This is a genomic window from Rhizobium sp. WYCCWR 11152, from assembly GCF_013087615.1.
GTDB classification, from domain to species: Bacteria; Pseudomonadota; Alphaproteobacteria; order Rhizobiales; family Rhizobiaceae; genus Rhizobium; species Rhizobium indicum.
Genome location: NZ_JABFCP010000006.1, coordinates 169206 through 185772 on the forward strand (window position 1 = coordinate 169206; position 16567 = coordinate 185772).

Here is a 16567-nt window from a genome sequence, read left to right on the forward strand (position 1 = left end):
ATGGAATTCGATCTTCACATGGCGCTCGTCATCCTCGCCGCAGCAGCCGCCACCTTCGCCACCCGCATCGGCGGCTATATCCTCATCACCCGAATGAAAAGCATTCCCCCGCGCATGGAAGCGGCGCTGAACGCCGTGCCGGCGGCCGTGCTGACGACGCTGGTCGCCCCCGCCTTCTTCATCGGTGGCTGGGAATCGAAGCTGGCGCTGATCGTCGCTCTCTTCATCGGCCTGCGCTTCAGCCATACATGGATGCTGGTCGCCGCCTGGATCGTCGTGATGACCTGGCGCCACTCGATCGGCGCCTGAGCACCGGCCCGAAAGCCGGCACAGAAATTCAAGGCATTACAGCGTCGCCGACGCTGTAATGCCGTTTCTCAATATTCCAGCGGCAGCGTCGCGTTTTCGAGCCACGCCCTGACATCGTGATCGTGGATGAGCGGCATCAGCGCCTCACATGTGCGGCGATGATAGTCGTTGAACCACTGCAGCTCGTCATGGGTCAGAAGCTCGGGAATAACGAGGCTGCGGTCAATCGGGCAGAAAGTCAGCGTCTCGAATCCAAGCATCGGCGCATCGCCGCCCTCGATCTCCTCGGCACCCCGCACATAGATCAGGTTCTCGATGCGGATGCCGAACCTGCCGGGCCGGTAATAGCCAGGCTCGTTCGAAAGGATCATGCCAGGCAGCAGTTCCTGCGTCGAAAGCCTGGAGATGCGCTGCGGCCCCTCATGCACCGAGAGATAGGAGCCAACGCCGTGGCCTGTGCCATGGGCGAAATCGGCGCCGGCCCGCCACAGCGCGATGCGCGCCAGCGGATCAAGGTCGCAGCCGCGCGTGCCCTTCGGGAAACGCGCCGTGCTGATATCTATCATCCCCTTCAGCACCAGCGTGAAGAAGCGCCGATGCTCTTCCGAAACAGTGCCGATGCCGACGGTGCGGGTGATGTCGGTCGTGCCATTGATATATTGCGCGCCAGAATCGATCAGGAAGAGTTCGCCGGCCTCGATCATCCGGTTGGTCTCGGTCGTCACGCGGTAATGCATGATCGCCGCATGTTCGCCGGCGCCCGAAATCGTGTCGAAGGAAATGTCCTTCAGCGGGTTCTGCATGCTCTGGCCGACGCGGGCGCGCGCCGCTTCGAGATACTCGGCAGCAGCGATCTCGCTCACCGTGCCGGGCTTCGTCTGCGACAGCCAATAGAGGAATTCTACCATCGCCGCCCCGTCCTGCAGGTGCGCGGCGGCCGAGCCGTTGATCTCGACGTCGTTCTTCACTGCGCGCGGCAATTTGGCGGGATCGGCGCCCTCCACCACTTCGCCGCCCGCCTTGCGGATGATCTCTGCCAACGCATAGGCGGCGATGTCAGGGTCGATCAGCACGCGGCCGCCATCTCTCGAAACGGCGGCAAGCCTCTCCTCCAACGCCGAGGGCGGCAGCTGCGTGCAGATCTGCCCGAGATAGGCCTCCGGCTCGATGCCGGTCTTGCGCTTGTCGAGAAAGACTTCGGCCCGGCCGTCGGCATGGATGACGGCGCGCGCCAGCGGATGCGGCGTGTGCGGCACATCGGCGCCACGGATATTGAAGGTCCAGGCGACTGAAGAGGGATCGGCGATCAACACCGCCGCAAGATTCTTCTTCGAAAGATCGGCGGCGATCGTCGCGATCTTCTCTCTCGCCAGCACGCCGGCCTGCGCGACGTTCTGGATGCTGACCGCGCCGAGCGGCTCGGCCGGCCGGTCGCTCCAAAGCCTGTCGAGCGGATTGTGCGGCAGGAAGATCAGCGTGCCGCCGATCTGCGAAAGCGCTCTTTCCAGCCGGCGCACCTCGGCACCCGCATGCAGCCAGGGGTCGATGCCGAGCCGCAGGCCGTTGCTGCCGTTTGCGGCAAGCCAGACATGCGGCGGCTCGTTGACAAGATCGCCGCCCGAAAAGACCGAACCGTCGACCTGTTCGGCAAGCTGCGTCACATAGCGCCCGTCAACGAAGACGATCGCCTGTGTGCGTAGAATGAGCGCAATGCCCGCGGAACCGGTAAAGCCCGTCAGCCATGCGAGGCGCTCGGAACCTGCAGGAACATATTCGCCGTTGAACTCGTCGGCGCGCGGCACGAGAAAGGCGTCGATGCCGAGCGAATCGAAACTAGCGCGCAGCGCCGATACACGATCCCTGCCGAATTGCGGCGTGGAGGTAACCTCGAAAGACTGGAACATGCTGGAAACCCGAATGATTGAGACGAATCCGGTTAATGGGATGCCGGCCATGTTAGCGAAATTTCAATCGATGGGGAGAAAAAGCGACAAAACGAGTCGAAACCCCTGGGGCCGCTCAACATTTTGACAGAACTGTGACGCCAAAAGTTAATTTGGCACGCTTTATGCATTGGCCGCATGGCTCCCATGAGCAAAACCCTCTGCCTCCGCATTTCAGAATAGCTATATAAGCTGCATCGAACGGTTCGCGATGAACCTGTAAACAAAGGAATTCTTGAAATGACCGCCTCTCTCTCGCGCTTCGCATATAGCAGCCCGGTGCAGGCTGGCGAACGCCAGACCGTGCGTCACGTAATCGGCGCCCGCCGCCCGCAGAACGAGGACAGCCTCAAGCTGCTCGGCGCCGGCCAGCGGGCCACGCGCCACAAGGGCGCCCTCAGCTACGCGTTCTAAGCCTGAAAGCCAGTCCGTCTCCTCCCTCCCGGACCGGCCTATTGGAATGCAGTAGAGCCCGCTTGAGCGCTCCTCCCCTTGAGCTCGCGGGCATTGACCGGATAGACCGGTCCAAGGCGGTGCCATCGGCACCGCCTTTTTTCTTGTGTCAGGAAAGGCTTTCTTGCCCTTAAGGCAGCGCAAGAAGCGGCTTCGTTTCGTGCAGACCTCTCCCCACCCTCATCCCGGTGCTCGTCACAGGGATCCAGTGCGCCCAAGTCCTTGGGCGCGGGAACTCTCAAGGTCACGGAGTCATTCACCACGCAGACGCGCGATGGCTGGATTCCTGTGACAGGCACAGGAATGAGGTGAGGAGGAGACGTCTCGCCTCAAATAAGGCGTGCAGTGCAGGACAAGCCTTCGCCCCGCCAAAAACTCAAGGCCGGTCGAAGTGAATCGTCACCCAGCCGTTGCGCCAGATGGTTCTGACATGGCGAAGCCTCGCGCCGCTATAGGCGGCAATCACCTTCCAGCGCTGCCCGGCAAGGATGCCGGAGAGAATGACGGATCCGCCAGGCGCAAGATGCGTCGCAAGCTTCGGCGCCATGCGGATCAGCGGCCGGGCGAGAATGTTGGCGATGATGAGATCGAAGGGACCATGCTCGGAAAAGGCCGTCGAATGAAAGCCCGGCGCGGTCCTGGTGACGATGCCCGAGGCGATGCCGTTACGGCGCACATTCTCCGCCGCCACCTTCGTCGCGATCGGATCGATGTCGGTCGCCAGCACCGGTATGTTCCTGAGCTTGCGCACCGCAATCGCCAGTACACCGCTGCCGGTGCCGAGATCGAGCGCGTTGCGGACCGGGCGCGAACGCACCACGCTATCGATCACCTCGAGGCAGCCGGCCGTCGTGCCGTGATGGCCGGTGCCGAAGGCCTGGCCGGCATCGATCTCGATGGCAATATCGCCGGGGCGGATCTTGTCGCGGTCATGCGAACCATGCACCAGGAAACGCCCTGCCCGGACCGGCTTCAGCCCCTCCAGCGATTTCACCACCCAGTCGATCTCGGGGATGACTTCCCGCTCCAGCCGGGCATCGGGGAAAGAGACCTTCAATGCGTCCTCGACCCGGGATTGCACCTCAGCCTCGTCCTCGGCCATCATGTAGATCGAGGCTTCCCAGATATCCTTCTTCTCATCGATCTCGGTGGTGCCGATGGCAAAGTCTTCTTCACCGAAGACCGCGCTCAGAAGGTCGAGGATCTCTTCGGCCTTGGCTTCGGTCGTCGTCACGTAAAGGCGGATTTCACTCACGATAGGCGGTCTTTCCCGTTTCCGTTACCCGCCGCCGCTCGAGCCAACGCCCCATCACGCTGAAGCTGTCACCCCTTGCTGACGAGATTCTCCAGCTTCTTTACCGCCGTGTCCGGGTTTTCGCCATAGGCGATCGTTCCGGCAAACCGCCCGGCCGAATCGAGCAGGAAGACCGAGGCGGTGTGATCCATCGTATAGTCGCCGTTTGGATCCTTCTCGTCGACCGGCACTTTCTTGGCGTAGACGCGGAACCCCTTGACGACCTCGGCGATCTTGTCAGGCGCGCCTGAAATGCCGGTAATGCGCTTGGAAACATTGGAGACGTATTCGTTCATGATCTCAGGCGTGTCGCGCTCCGGATCGACGGTGACAAAAAAGGCCTGCAGCTTATCGCCTTTCGGATCGACCTTCTCCATCCAGCCGTTCAGCTCGAAAAGCGTCGTCGGGCAGACTTCCGGGCAATGGGTGAAGCCGAAGAACAGCGCCGTCGGCTTGCCGCGCAGCGCCTCCTCGGTGATCGGCTGTCCGTTCTGGGAGACCAGGGTGAAGGGCACGCCGAAAGGCGCTTCCGCCACGACATTCTTCGACTTCGTCAGGTAGAGCGTGTACGCGCCAAGAAACCCGGCAAGTATCAGGACACCGACCCAGACGGCGATGCGGAATGTCTTCATTGGCATGATCCTCGATTCAGGCGGATGTGCCGCCCGCCCCTGCTGGCGTGATTATAGCCTCGACCGGAGGCGCGCAATTCAAGAATATGTTTTCGAACCCGTGTTGAATTGTCTCACCGGTAGAAACTGCCACGGCAACGAAATCCGCCCTCAGGAATCTGCACCGATCAAAAATGCATGTGTTTGAATAGCTTACCTTTAGAGCGACTGCCAATCCGAAAATACATATCGTTAGGAAAGACTTAAGCCGTCACATCTATATTTAACGGCGGTTCTACATCGCCTCTCCCGCTGGGGACAACTGGGAAGAATTCTGACCATGAACAACAATAACGCCATCAAGCAGTCGGGCGCTTATCTCGAAATCGTTTCGTTCCACCTGGGCGATCAGGAATTCTGCATCGACATCATGGCCATCCGCGAGATCCGCGGCTGGGCGCCCGTGACGCCGATGCCGCACACCCCGCCCTACGTCTTGGGTCTCATCAACCTGCGCGGCGCCGTGATCCCCGTTATCGACATGGCCTGCCGTCTCGGCATGAAAATGACCGAGCCCTCCGAGCGCTCGGCGATCATCGTCACCGACATCGCCGGCAAGCTGGTCGGCCTGCTGGTCGAGCAGGTTTCCGACATGATGACCATCAAGAGCGAAGACCTGCAGCCGCCGCCGGAAATCATCCCGGAAGCCCAGCGCGCCTTCTGCCGCGGCATCGTCGCGCTCGAAAAGACCATGGTCTGCTTCTTGAACCTCGACACGGTCATTGCCGACGAGCTGACACAAGCCGCCTGAGGAATGCTCATACCTGGAATTCGAAGGCCCGGCTCGTCCGGGCCTTTTTGATTTTGGGGTGGAGGCAAAACGGGCATGGGATCAGACTTTGCGAAAACCCCTCCCCAACCCCTCCCCACAAGGGGGAGGGACTAATCCGACGCCCCGCTCCTACCGAAACGTCGAAAATCAGGAAAGCTGGTGCGGCAAGTTAAGCCCCTCCCCCTTGTGGGGAGGGGTTTGGGGCGGGGTCTTTAATCTCGATAGCGAAAGACCCCGGAACCTCCCAGACTTATTGCGGCTTCCCATTCTTCCAGGTCACGCTCTGCCCATAGAGCGGAATGGTCGAGATCGACATCTTCGCCGAACCGTCGGTCAGTTCGCGCGAATGGGCGAGATAGATCAGCGTATCGTTCGTCTTGTCGTAGATACGGTTGACGACCAACGTCTTCCAGATCAGCGACATGCCTTGGCGGAACACCTCGCTGCCATCCTTGGACAGGTCGATATTGCCGATCTCGATCGGCCCCGTCTGCCGGCAGGCAATGGAATTGTTGGACGGATCCTCGAACCAGTTGCCGTTCTTGAACCGGTCGATCAGGCTGCGGTCGAAATAGGTGACGTGGCAGGTAACGCCCTTGACCTCAGGATCGGAGACCGCATCGACGATGATGTCGTTGCCGATCCAGTCGACCCCGACCTTGCCGACGACTTCGGCCGAGGCAGCACCTGTGGAAAGGGCAGCGAAAGAGAAGGCGGCGAGGAGAAAATTGCGCAGTCTGGACATGGCGGCTCCCTGAATATCCGCATTCTAGATAAGCATGCACTCATGCTTTGCAAGAATAGGGCGTTTGCGGAAAGGGATCAGCCTTTTCGGCAGGTGCAGGGCTCATAGGCCTGCGCCGTCAGCCGACCTGGCTTCATGCCGATCAACGACGGTATGGCGTGGACGGCATGGGCCTTGACCGCCCTTGCCATCTCGATGGCCGCTGCTGCGCAGACGGCGGCATCTTCGGCGGCGTTGTGGTGCACGAAACGCAGGCCGAGATGCTCGGCGATCAGGTTCAGCCGGTGCGAGAGGAAATGCGGCCAGATCCGCTGCGCCATCTTCAGGCTGCAGAGATAGGTAAGCTCAGGATAGGATTGCCGGTAGAGATCGAGGCTCGCCCGCCAGACGCTGAAATCGAAGGCCGCATTGTGCGCGATCATCGTCGCGCCGCGAAAATCCTCCTCGAACTCATCCATTACCTCGGGGAACTCGGGCGCGTCCTCGACATGCTCCGGCCGGATGCCGTGGATTGCGATGTTCATCCCTGAAAAGCGCATGTCCCGCGGCCGGATCAGCCGCTCCTCGACGCGCGTCACCCTGCCTTCCTCGATCCAGGCAAGGCCGACGGAACAGGCGCTACCGCGCTGTTCGTTCGCCGTTTCGAAGTCAATCGCGATGGTCTTCAAATCAGCAACCCGAATCGTTTCTTCCGGCACAGGAATACCGCCCCGCTTCTGGCCGCGCAAATTCGACACGACGCCCGGTTGACTTTTTAACCCGCATATCGAAACTTATTGCCATGATCGGTTCCCTAACCATGGCAGCGCTTATCCATCACACCACGACCCTTGAAGGGTACGCGGGAGCGATGGCGCGTTAGCAGCGATCCGATCATCATCCCGAAACCCTGCCGAGGCGAGCAGGGTTTTCGGAAACCGGCTCTCCTCCCGACCACGATGGAGAGCATGAATGTCTGAAAACGAAGAGAATGAACCTCGCGGCCGAGCGCGCTTGCCGGATGGCGTCCTCGTGCGCGCCGTCCGCCTGTCCGATGCGGAGGAGATCACCGATCTCATAAATCTGCCGAGCTACCGGGCCGGCACCTTACGGCCGCCATATCAGAGGATCGAAGAGGTTCGCAAACACATGGAAAATCCGTCGCCCGGCGCGCTCAACCTCGTCGTCACCCAGGACGGCAAAATCGTCGGCAATAGCGGCCTCAACCGTCTTTCCGGCCGCAGGCAGCACGTCGCCAGCATCGGCATGGGTGTGCATGACGACTTCACCGGCCGCGGCTTCGGACGGATCCTGCTCGGAGCAATGGTCGATGCTGCTGACGACTGGCTCGATATCAAACGTCTGGAACTGACCGTCTACACCGATAACGATGTTGCCATCGGCCTCTACCGGAAATTCGGCTTCGAGCAGGAAGGGCTGCTGAAGGCCTTCGGATATCGCGCCGGTCAATATGTCGACGCCTATACGATGGCGCGGCTCAGGCTATGAGCAACGGGGCTGGCGGTTTGCCGTCAGCCCCTCACCCGCTGATCAGCGCCAGCCACTCGTCCTCGTCCATCGTCTGCACGCCGAGCTCACGCGCCTTGTCGAGCTTGGAGCCGGCGCCGGGGCCGGCGACGACGATGTCGGTCTTCTTGGAGACCGATCCCGCCACCTTGGCGCCGAGACTTTCAGCCCTCGCCTTCGCCTCGTCGCGGGTGAACTTTTCCAGCGAGCCGGTGAAAACCACGGTCTTGCCGGCGACCGGGCTGCCTGCCGTCTTCGGTTGTTCGGCCTCCTCGGGCGTCACTTCCTCGATAAGCCGGGTGATCACCTCGACATTGCGCAGCTCCTTGTAGAATTCGACGATGGCGCGCGCCACGACCTCGCCGATACCCTCGATGGCGTTGAGATCGTTCCAGGCGTCGCCGGAAAGCGCCTCGGCCTCGCGCATTGCGGTTTCAAAGGCCGCATAGGTGCCGTAGGAGCGCGCCAAGAGCTTCGCTGTGGTCTCACCGACATGACGGATGCCGAGCGCGTAGATGAAGCGGTGGAGCGCAATGCTGCGCCGTTCGGTGATCGCCGCATAGAGCTTGCCGACGCTGACCTTGCCGAAGCCGTCGATATTCTCCAGCTTGGTCAGCGATTGCTGCTGACGCTTCTCCAGCGTGAAGATATCGGGCGCAGTGCGGATCTGCAGCGACGCGTCCTCGTTTTCGAAGAAGAAGTCGATCTGCTTCGAACCGAGCCCTTCAATATCGAAAGCGTTGCGCGAAACGAAGTGCTTCAGATGCTCGGTCGCCTGCGCCCTGCAGATGAAACCGCCGGTGCAGCGGGTGACCGAATCGAGCTTGCCGGTCTTCTCATGTCTTTCGCGCACGGCATGCGAACCGCAGACCGGGCAGGTCTTCGGAAATTCATAGGGTCTGGCCTCGGCCAAGCGCTTCTCCATGACGACGTCGAGTACCTGCGGAATGACGTCGCCTGCGCGCTGCACGATGACGGTATCACCAATGCGGATATCGTGCTCGTCGTCGCGGATGCGTTCGCCGCTATTGCCGATGCCCTGGATGTAGTCCGCGTTGTGCAGCGTCGCATTGGTGACGACCACGCCACCGACGGTGATCGGCGTCAATCGCGCGACAGGTGTGAGGGCGCCGGTGCGGCCGACTTGGATGTCGATATTCTCGACGATCGTGAATGCCTGTTCGGCAGGAAACTTGTGCGCCGTCGCCCAGCGCGGCGAACGCGAGCGGAAGCCGAGACGGGCCTGCAGCTCGAGACTGTCGACCTTGTAGACGACACCGTCGATGTCGTAGTCGAGATCCGGGCGCTCAAGGCCGATCTCATCATAATGCGTCAGGATGTCGGCGACCGAGTTCAATCGTTTCATCAGCGGATTGACCGGAAAACCCCAATCCTTGAAAGTCTGCACCATCCCAAATTGCGTATCTTCAGGCATTTCCGACATCTCGCCCCAGGCGTAGGCGAAGAATTTCAGCTTGCGGCTCGCCGTCACCTTGGCGTCGAGCTGGCGCAGCGATCCGGCAGCCGTATTGCGCGGGTTGACATAGGTCTGCTTGCCCTCCGCCTCCATCTGCCGGTTCAGTGCCAGGAAGTCGCTCTTGGCCATATAAACTTCACCGCGGATCTCGACGACAGCGGGAACACCTTTCGGCAGTTCGTTGGGGATCTCGGCGATAGTGCGAATATTGGCGGTGACATTCTCCCCCGTCGTGCCGTCGCCGCGCGTTGCAGCCGTCACCAGCCTGCCGTTCTCGTAACGGATCGACATCGAGAGCCCGTCGATCTTCGGTTCGGCGGTAAAGGCGATCGACTGATCCGGCAGCCGGCCAAGGAAGCGATAGACGCCGGCGACGAAATCTTGCACGTCCTCCTGCGAGAAGGTGTTGTCGAGCGACAGCATCGGCCGCGCGTGGATGACGGGCGAGAACGTGACGGAGGGCGCTGCACCGACATGCCGCGATGGGCTGTCTTCGCGGATCAACTCGGGAAAGCGCACTTCCAGCGCATCATTGCGGCGCTTCAGCGCGTCGTATTCGGCATCCGAAATCTCCGGCCGGTCCTTGCCGTGATAGAGCGCATCGTGATGCGCAATCTCCTTTGCCAGCCGTTCGAGCTCGGCGGCAGCCTCTTCGATCGTCAACGTGTCGACGGCGGAATTTTCGGTGGACATGCAACATCACTCCAGAGAATCTGCATTGTTTTTTAGAGCAAAATTTCCGGATGAAAAGAGAGCCCGCGTATCCGCCATCGGGAGGATCGGCCTGCTCGCCTCTCCTCCCTCATTCCTCTGCCTGTCACAGGAATCCAGCCACGGCGCCTCTGCGCCGTGAATGACTCTCTCTTTCAGGGAAGAAGAATCTCCCGCGCCCAAGGACTTGGGCGCGCTGGATCCCTGTGACGAGCACAGGGATGAGGGAGATTGAGGTGAGCTTTCGCGCCGACTTTCATGCCTTGGAACCCTTGTCACCGCCCTCCCCGGCCTATTCCCAATCGTTCGCATTACGCAACCTGATGCCACTGACATGCAGGCTGGTGCCCCAGAGCCCTTTCAGCGGCGTCAGCGTGTCCACCACCCGAAGCTCCACCTTGCGCGGCGCAAACTCCTGGTCGAGCCGCGAGATGGCGGTGCGCTCGATGGGAACAACGCGTCTGCGGGCCACCCACATGCCAGCATCATCCAGATCCTCGAAGCCCTCGGCCGGCAGCTCGTAGCGGTGGATGGTATCCGCTTCGAGCCTCTCCAGCCAATGGCGCTCTACGTAGGCAACGGCCCGCCAGTCGCCGAGCCAGCGCCGCCGTTCGGCCTCCAGCGTATCGGCTGTCGCCCAGAGCAGGATGCGGGGACAATCGCGCGGAAAGAGATACATGAAATCATGATCGGCATCGATTGCCCAGACGAGCGGACCGTTCAGCCATTCCCGGCCGGGCGCGCGGGCAGACGGGACGCGAACCGAACGTGGCTCGAACGCAGCAATACCGGAATCGTCGCTGAAATGGAAAAGCCGCATGGCATGAGCTCGCCGCCGATCGGGAAGCTTCAGCGCATATCGCGCCGCGGGATGATTGTCATCCCGCCGGCTTGAGCGGAAAGAGCATCGGAAGAAAAATCAGCCGTTGCCGGCGAGCAGCCGCTTCGCCGCCGCCCTCGCCTCTTCGGTGACCGAAGCCCCGGCCAGCATACGGGCGATCTCCTCGGTGCGATCCTTTTGCGCCATCGTGGCGACGCGCGTGGCGATCTTTTCCGAACCGTCGGCCGACGGTCCCTTGGAAATCAACAGATGCGTCGCAGCCCGCGCCGCGACCTGCGGCGCATGCGTGACCGACAACACCTGCACCCGCTCCGACAGCCGCTTCAGCCGCTGGCCGATCGCATCGGCCACCGCGCCGCCGACGCCGGTATCGATTTCATCGAAGACGAGCGTCGGAGCCGATCCGCGATCGGCAAGCGCCACTTTCAGCGCCAGCAGGAAACGCGACAGCTCGCCGCCCGAGGCAACCTTCATGATCGAGCCCGGCCGCGTGCCGGGATTGGTCTGAACATGGAACTCGACGACGTCGATGCCTTCGGCGAGCGCCTCCCCTGCATCCGTGGTAATCTCGACCATAAAACGGGCGCGTTCGAGTTTAAGCGCCGGCAGCTCGGCCATGACGGCCCCAGCCAGTGCGGTGCCGGCACGATGGCGCTTGTCAGACAGCGAGCGCGCCGCCGCATCGTAATTTTCCCGCGCTAGGCCGACCTCGGCGTCGAGCCGCGCAAGCCGCTCCTCGCCCGCGTCGAGATCGGCAAGATCGGCGATCATGCGCACAGCTAACGCCGGCAGCTCAGTGACGGGCACGGAATATTTGCGCGAGGCGGCCCTGAGCGCGAAAAGCCGCTCCTCCACCCGCTCCAGCTCTCTCGGATCGTATTCGGTCTTGCGCAGCGCCGCCTCGACTTCCATCTGCGCGTTGGAAAGCTGGTCGAGCGCGGCATCAAGCAGCGTCACAGTGTCTTCGAGCAGTCCCGGCGCCTCATGGCTCTTGCGCTCGAGCCGGCGCACCAGCGAGGCGATATGGGGCACCGGCGAGGCATTGCCGTTCAGGAATTCGGACGCCTCGGCGATATCGCCGGCGATTCGCTCGGCTTTCATCATCTTCTGCCGGCGATCGGCGAGTTCTTCCTCCTCGCCATCCTGCGGCGAGAGCTTCTCGAGTTCCTCGACGGAAGAGCGCAGATAGTCGGCTTCGCGCGCCGCACTTTCCACCTTCTCGCGGTGCTTCTTCAGCGTCCGCTCGCTGTCGCGCCACAGGCGATAGAGCCGGGAGACCTCCGAAACCTCGTCGGTGAGGCCGGCGAAGGCATCGAGCAGAGTGCGGTGGGCATTGGTGTCGACAAGGGCGCGATCGTCGTGCTGACCGTGGATTTCGACCAGCATCTGACCGGCCTGGCGCATCAGTTGCACGCTGACCGGCTGGTCGTTGACATAGGCCTTGGTGCGTCCGTCCGCTGATTGCTGGCGGCGGAAGATCAGATCGCCCTCGTCGTCGATGCCGTTTTCACGCAGGAGTGTGCGGGCGCCGTGTTCCATGCCGACGTCGAACACCGCCGTCACCTGGCCCTTGTCCTCGCCATGACGCACCAGGTCGCCGTCGCCGCGTCCACCGAGCGCCAGCGACAGGCTGTCGAGCAGGATGGATTTGCCCGCCCCGGTCTCGCCCGTCAGCACGGAGAGGCCGGTCTCGAAGGCAAGATCCAGCCGCTCGATCAGGACGATATCGCGGATCGAAAGCTGGATCAGCATTGGCCTCAGGAACCGAGAAGAAGTTTCTTGCCCGCTGCGGCGATCCACGAGCCCTTGTTTTCACGTGGCTCGGCACCGCCGCTCTGCAGCAGCTTGTAGGAATCAGCATACCACTGGCTGTCGGGATAATTGTGACCGAGAACGGCAGCGGCTGTCTGCGCCTCGTCGACGATGCCCATGGAATAATAAGCTTCGACGAGACGCGCTAAGGCCTCTTCGATCTGGTTCGTATTCGGATATTTCTCGACGACGATACGGAAGCGCGAGATCGCGGCGAGATATTCCTTCCGCTCCATGTAGTAGCGGCCGATCTGCATTTCCTTGCCGGCGAGCTGGTCGCGCGAAAAGCGGATCTTGGCCTGTGCGTCGTCGACATATTCGGAGTTCGGATAGTTGTCGATGACGGCCTGCATCGCCTCGATCGTCTTGGCCGAGGCGCGCTGGTCCTGCGTCACGTCGACGATCTGCTTGGAATAGGTGAGACCAATGAGATACTGCACATAGGCGGCATCCTGGGATTTCGGATATTGCGACATGTAGCGGTTGCCGGAAGCAAGCGCATCGTCTAAACGGCCCTGGCGATATTTGACGAAGGTGCTCATCACGAGCGCTTTGCGCGCCCATTCGGAAAAAGGGTTCTCGCGGTCGATCGCGTCGAACTTGCGCGCCGCTTCCGCCATGTTGCCGGCCTTCATATTGGCCAGGCCCTGGGTGTAGAGCACGTCAGGCGGATCGGTTTCGAGACCGAGCTTGGTGATGTCGATGTCGGGATCCGACTGGCAACCGGAGATCAAGGCGCCTGCGCTGAGCACCAGAAGCGATGCGAACAAGGCGCGCGCTGTCTTCATCATACCTTCAGATCCTGCATAACCCATTCGAAAGAACCCCACTGCTGCCGCTCTCTCCACGGCAGCCACGCCTCGCTGGCGTTTCTAGCCACAAATGTGCATCAAGAGCAACGCAATGATAAGGCATTAACGCATTTTTGTGGCAGCAGCCGCAGAATGATCGGCTTTTCAACTTCTTCCCGACCTGTGGCGGCCAAGCATCGGTCTATTGCCGTAGACACGCCGGACATAAAAAAACCGCCTCCGGGAAAGAGGCGGCCTGGTCTTGAGAATATGCTGGAGGTCATGCCGACCAGGGAGCGAATTCCGAAGCACTGACCGCGATCAGTTCGCGGGCAGCGACGCGCTGGCGCGGCGTCGACGTCTCGACCACTTCGTATGCGGAGGAATCGGCGAGCAGCGCCTTCAGCGCATTGGCATTCATCTTGTGACCGCCGCGATAGGAACGGTAGCAACCGATGAACTGGACGCCGGCAAGCGACAGATCGCCGACGGCATCGAGCGTCTTGTGGCGGACGAATTCATCCTTGGCGTAACGCAGCCCTTCGACGTTGATGACGGTGTTGTCGTCCGAGATGACGACGGAATTTTCGAGTGAGGACCCGAGCGCGTGTCCTGATGCCCAGAGACGCTCGACATCGCGCATGAAGCCGAAGGTGCGGGCGCGCGAAAGCTCAGCCTTGAAGACGGCGGGTGTCATGTCGCCGGCCCACTTCTGCCGGCCGATCAGCGGGCACTCGAAATCGATTTCGACTTCGAAGCGTGTACCGTCATAAGGACGGAATTCGCTCCAGGAGCCGCCATGCTCGATTCGCACCGGCTTGGTGATACGGATATAGCGGCGCTTGACGCCGAGGGAGACGAGACCGACCTGCTCGATCGCCTCGACGAAGGGCAGCGAGCTGCCGTCCATGATCGGCATTTCGGAGCCCTGCACCTCGATCACCACATTGTCGAGGCCGAGCGCATATACGGCGGCCATGACATGCTCGATCGTCGCAACCGAATGGGCCGGCGAGAAGCCGAGCACGGTGCAGAGGTCGGTATTGCCGACCTGCGAGGAGACGGCCTTGAGTTCGGTGATGTCGCCATTGTCATGCAGGCGCTGGAAAACGACGCCGGTGTCCGATTCGGCCGGATTCAGGGTGATCGAGACTTCCGCACCAGAATGGACCCCGGTGCCCGAAAGCGTCACCGGACGCGATACCGTCGTTTGAAAACCCAGCAAGCCAATCGCCATAAATTCTGCCTTTTATTCTTCCGTACCGGCGGTCTGCCCGATCGGCACGGTCATCGTTCATTCTGCAACCGGAGCCTGTCGAAAGGTCTCCTAGGGCAGTTTCATTGCACCATACTTACGTGCGCCAGCGCTCCAATCCAAATCACTGTTTCTTTCGCTTTGTTACGAAGTCACGCGATTGAAATTGCTTGCGAATCGCAGGCTGAAAAACAGCAATGCCCGGGACCTTGATCCCGGGCATAAACGGTGCTGAAGCAGCTCCTCAGTTCGACTGGCGACGCAGGAATGCCGGGATTTCCAGCTGGTCGTCTTCCTGCATCATCCGGGCCTGCGGAACCGTCCGACCCTGGTCATCGAGGTTGCCGCGACGCGGTGCGTAGAGGCTTGCCTCCGGCGACAGCGGACGGCGCTGCTGCGAAGCGGCCGGCGGTGCGGCAGTCATGTCGGCGGCAACGGCGTCGTCGTCGCGGCGGCCGAGCGAATTGGTGATTCGCTTGAGCAGGCCCATCGGACCACGCTCCTCCGCCGCGTGCGCGGAAGCCGGCTGCGTGCGGTGGTCGAGTTCGGCCTGGACGACCGGCGGGAAATCCTCAACCTTCGGCATGCGCACCGGTTCGGCCTGGCGGATGGTCGGCTCCTGCCGGACCGGCTGCTGCTGGACCGGCTGACTTATGACCGGCTGGCTCATGACGGGCGCCGGAGCCTGCTGCTGCACCTGAGGACGCATTGCCGGAGCTTCCGGCGCAGGCGCGAAGATCTTGCTCTGCGGACGGAAGGCTTCCTGCTGTGCCGCCGGCTGCTGCAGCGGTGCGGCAGCACGCGGGGCCGGAATTTCGAGCTCGCGTTCCATCTCGGCTTCGCGGATGGTCTGCGCGATCGGATCCATGGCCTTCGGTGCCTGCATCACGGGGGCAGGCTGTACTGCGGCCGCTGCCGGAGCAACAGCCGCGGAGGGACGGATAACCGGCCTTGCTGCCGGCTGGAGGTTGCGTTCGGCGGCTTCGTTCATCGCCCGGTCGATGCCGGTTGCGACGACCGAGACGCGGATGATGCCTTCGAGCGATTCGTCGAAGGTGGCGCCGAGGATGATGTTGGCGTCAGGATCGACTTCCTCGCGGATGCGGGTCGCGGCTTCGTCGACTTCGAAGAGGGTGAGGTCGCGACCGCCGGTGATGGAGATCAGCAGGCCCTGGGCGCCCTTCATCGAGGTTTCGTCGAGCAGCGGGTTGGCGATCGCAGCCTCTGCAGCCTGCAGCGCGCGGCCGGAGCCGGAAGCTTCGCCGGTGCCCATCATCGCGCGGCCCATCTCGCGCATCACCGAGCGGACGTCGGCGAAGTCGAGGTTGATGAGGCCTTCCTTGACCATCAGGTCGGTGATGCAGGCAACGCCGGAATAGAGAACCTGGTCAGCCATGGCGAAGGCATCGGCGAAGGTCGTCTTGTCGTTGGCAATGCGGAAGAGGTTCTGGTTCGGAATGACGATCAGCGTATCGACAGACTTCTGCAGTTCCTGGATGCCCATCTCGGCCAGGCGCATGCGGCGCCCGCCTTCGAAATGGAACGGCTTGGTGACGACGCCGACCGTCAGGATGCCCTTGTTGCGGGCCGCCTGTGCGACAACCGGAGCAGCACCTGTGCCGGTGCCGCCGCCCATGCCGGCGGTGACGAAGCACATATGTGTGCCGTTCAGGTGATCGACGATCTCGTCGATGCACTCCTCGGCCGCCGCGCGGCCGACTTCCGGCTGCGAGCCGGCACCGAGGCCTTCGGTGACGTTGACGCCGAGCTGGATGATGCGCTCGGCCTTCGTCATCGTCAGCGCCTGCGCATCCGTGTTGGCGACGACGAAGTCGACGCCCTGGAGGCCGGCGGTAATCATGTTGTTGACGGCATTGCCGCCACCGCCGCCAACGCCGAACACGGTGATGCGCGGCTTCAGCTCTGTGATGTCAGGCTTTTGCAGCTTGATGGTCATGGTACCTGTTCCTTCTCTCTCTGGCCGCAT

At 61.8% G+C, this 16567-nt stretch carries 15 protein-coding genes; 4 read left to right on the forward strand and 11 right to left on the reverse strand.

Annotated features, from left to right (window positions below; translation table 11 throughout):
- Positions 1 to 309 carry an AzlD family protein gene (locus G9X67_RS06805; protein ID WP_017961278.1) on the forward strand — a complete coding sequence of 103 codons (309 nt, stop codon included), beginning with the start codon at positions 1 to 3 and terminating at the stop codon, positions 307 to 309.
- A 68-nt stretch (positions 310 to 377) separates the two neighbouring features.
- Here the strand turns inward: G9X67_RS06805 and G9X67_RS06810 are convergent, their stop codons facing one another.
- Entirely contained in the window at positions 378 to 2213 is a 1836-nt protein-coding gene (locus tag G9X67_RS06810; RefSeq protein WP_138330530.1) for an aminopeptidase P family protein, read from the reverse strand.
- Between the two features lie 279 nt (positions 2214 to 2492).
- Here G9X67_RS06810 and G9X67_RS06815 point away from each other — a divergent pair, with 279 nt between their 5' ends.
- Positions 2493 to 2666 (forward strand): hypothetical protein, encoded by a 174-nt coding sequence (locus G9X67_RS06815; protein WP_012758267.1) that lies wholly within the window; start codon positions 2493 to 2495, stop codon positions 2664 to 2666.
- A gap of 415 nt (positions 2667 to 3081) precedes the next feature.
- On the opposite strand, the gene G9X67_RS06820 is transcribed toward G9X67_RS06815, so the two are convergent.
- Both G9X67_RS06820 and G9X67_RS06825 read right to left on the reverse strand, forming a co-directional pair.
- A complete protein-coding gene (locus G9X67_RS06820) occupies positions 3082 to 3960 on the reverse strand; it encodes a 50S ribosomal protein L11 methyltransferase (protein ID WP_138330529.1) in 879 nt (292 codons plus the stop codon).
- A 68-nt stretch (positions 3961 to 4028) separates the two neighbouring features.
- On the reverse strand, positions 4029 to 4631 hold the full coding sequence (locus G9X67_RS06825; protein WP_138330528.1) for an SCO family protein: 603 nt from the start codon (positions 4629 to 4631) through the stop codon (positions 4029 to 4031).
- 319 nt (positions 4632 to 4950) lie between these two features.
- Between G9X67_RS06825 and G9X67_RS06830 the strand changes: the two genes are divergently transcribed.
- On the forward strand, positions 4951 to 5421 hold the full coding sequence (locus G9X67_RS06830) for a chemotaxis protein CheW (RefSeq protein ID WP_003541378.1): 471 nt from the start codon (positions 4951 to 4953) through the stop codon (positions 5419 to 5421).
- A gap of 271 nt (positions 5422 to 5692) precedes the next feature.
- On the opposite strand, the gene G9X67_RS06835 is transcribed toward G9X67_RS06830, so the two are convergent.
- A complete protein-coding gene (locus G9X67_RS06835; protein ID WP_062945328.1) occupies positions 5693 to 6187 on the reverse strand; it encodes a CreA family protein in 495 nt (164 codons plus the stop codon).
- A 77-nt stretch (positions 6188 to 6264) separates the two neighbouring features.
- Complete coding sequence (locus tag G9X67_RS06840) at positions 6265 to 6855, reverse strand: 3'-5' exonuclease (RefSeq protein WP_033180944.1); 591 nt, start codon at positions 6853 to 6855, stop codon at positions 6265 to 6267.
- Between the two features lie 283 nt (positions 6856 to 7138).
- Here G9X67_RS06840 and G9X67_RS06845 point away from each other — a divergent pair, with 283 nt between their 5' ends.
- A complete protein-coding gene (locus G9X67_RS06845) occupies positions 7139 to 7675 on the forward strand; it encodes a GNAT family N-acetyltransferase (RefSeq protein WP_138330527.1) in 537 nt (178 codons plus the stop codon).
- Positions 7676 to 7706: 31 nt separating this feature from the next.
- Here G9X67_RS06845 and ligA read toward each other — a convergent pair whose 3' ends face one another.
- The 6 genes from ligA to ftsZ form a co-directional block, all read right to left on the reverse strand.
- Positions 7707 to 9863, reverse strand: a complete 2157-nt coding sequence (gene ligA / locus G9X67_RS06850) for an NAD-dependent DNA ligase LigA (RefSeq protein WP_171598398.1) — start codon at positions 9861 to 9863, stop codon at positions 7707 to 7709.
- Positions 9864 to 10173: 310 nt separating this feature from the next.
- A complete protein-coding gene (locus G9X67_RS06855) occupies positions 10174 to 10701 on the reverse strand; it encodes a DUF6886 family protein (protein WP_138330525.1) in 528 nt (175 codons plus the stop codon).
- Positions 10702 to 10800: 99 nt separating this feature from the next.
- The gene (gene recN / locus G9X67_RS06860; RefSeq protein ID WP_138330524.1) at positions 10801 to 12474 is read right to left on the reverse strand and encodes a DNA repair protein RecN; all 1674 of its coding nucleotides are present in this window, start codon (positions 12472 to 12474) and stop codon (positions 10801 to 10803) included.
- Between the two features lie 5 nt (positions 12475 to 12479).
- Complete coding sequence (locus G9X67_RS06865) at positions 12480 to 13349, reverse strand: outer membrane protein assembly factor BamD (protein ID WP_029873425.1); 870 nt, start codon at positions 13347 to 13349, stop codon at positions 12480 to 12482.
- 256 nt (positions 13350 to 13605) lie between these two features.
- Positions 13606 to 14562, reverse strand: a complete 957-nt coding sequence (gene lpxC, locus G9X67_RS06870) for a UDP-3-O-acyl-N-acetylglucosamine deacetylase (RefSeq protein WP_012758277.1) — start codon at positions 14560 to 14562, stop codon at positions 13606 to 13608.
- Between the two features lie 262 nt (positions 14563 to 14824).
- Entirely contained in the window at positions 14825 to 16537 is a 1713-nt protein-coding gene (gene ftsZ, locus G9X67_RS06875; RefSeq protein ID WP_138330523.1) for a cell division protein FtsZ, read from the reverse strand.
- Positions 16538 to 16567 lie beyond the last annotated feature (30 nt).

What these genes read in the sequence shown, in the direction of transcription:
- G9X67_RS06805 (WP_017961278.1), top strand. Translation starts at nt 1, where the DNA reads ATGGAATTCGATCTTCACATGGCGCTCGTCATCCTCGCCGCAGCAGCC.
- G9X67_RS06810 (WP_138330530.1), bottom strand. Translation starts at nt 2,213, where the DNA reads ATGTTCCAGTCTTTCGAGGTTACCTCCACGCCGCAATTCGGCAGGGAT.
- G9X67_RS06815 (WP_012758267.1), top strand. Translation starts at nt 2,493, where the DNA reads ATGACCGCCTCTCTCTCGCGCTTCGCATATAGCAGCCCGGTGCAGGCT.
- G9X67_RS06825 (WP_138330528.1), bottom strand. Translation starts at nt 4,631, where the DNA reads ATGAAGACATTCCGCATCGCCGTCTGGGTCGGTGTCCTGATACTTGCC.
- G9X67_RS06830 (WP_003541378.1), top strand. Translation starts at nt 4,951, where the DNA reads ATGAACAACAATAACGCCATCAAGCAGTCGGGCGCTTATCTCGAAATC.
- G9X67_RS06835 (WP_062945328.1), bottom strand. Translation starts at nt 6,187, where the DNA reads ATGTCCAGACTGCGCAATTTTCTCCTCGCCGCCTTCTCTTTCGCTGCC.
- G9X67_RS06845 (WP_138330527.1), top strand. Translation starts at nt 7,139, where the DNA reads ATGTCTGAAAACGAAGAGAATGAACCTCGCGGCCGAGCGCGCTTGCCG.
- ligA (WP_171598398.1), bottom strand. Translation starts at nt 9,863, where the DNA reads ATGTCCACCGAAAATTCCGCCGTCGACACGTTGACGATCGAAGAGGCT.
- G9X67_RS06855 (WP_138330525.1), bottom strand. Translation starts at nt 10,701, where the DNA reads ATGCGGCTTTTCCATTTCAGCGACGATTCCGGTATTGCTGCGTTCGAG.
- recN (WP_138330524.1), bottom strand. Translation starts at nt 12,474, where the DNA reads ATGCTGATCCAGCTTTCGATCCGCGATATCGTCCTGATCGAGCGGCTG.
- G9X67_RS06865 (WP_029873425.1), bottom strand. Translation starts at nt 13,349, where the DNA reads ATGGGTTATGCAGGATCTGAAGGTATGATGAAGACAGCGCGCGCCTTG.
- lpxC (WP_012758277.1), bottom strand. Translation starts at nt 14,562, where the DNA reads ATGGCGATTGGCTTGCTGGGTTTTCAAACGACGGTATCGCGTCCGGTG.
- ftsZ (WP_138330523.1), bottom strand. Translation starts at nt 16,537, where the DNA reads ATGACCATCAAGCTGCAAAAGCCTGACATCACAGAGCTGAAGCCGCGC.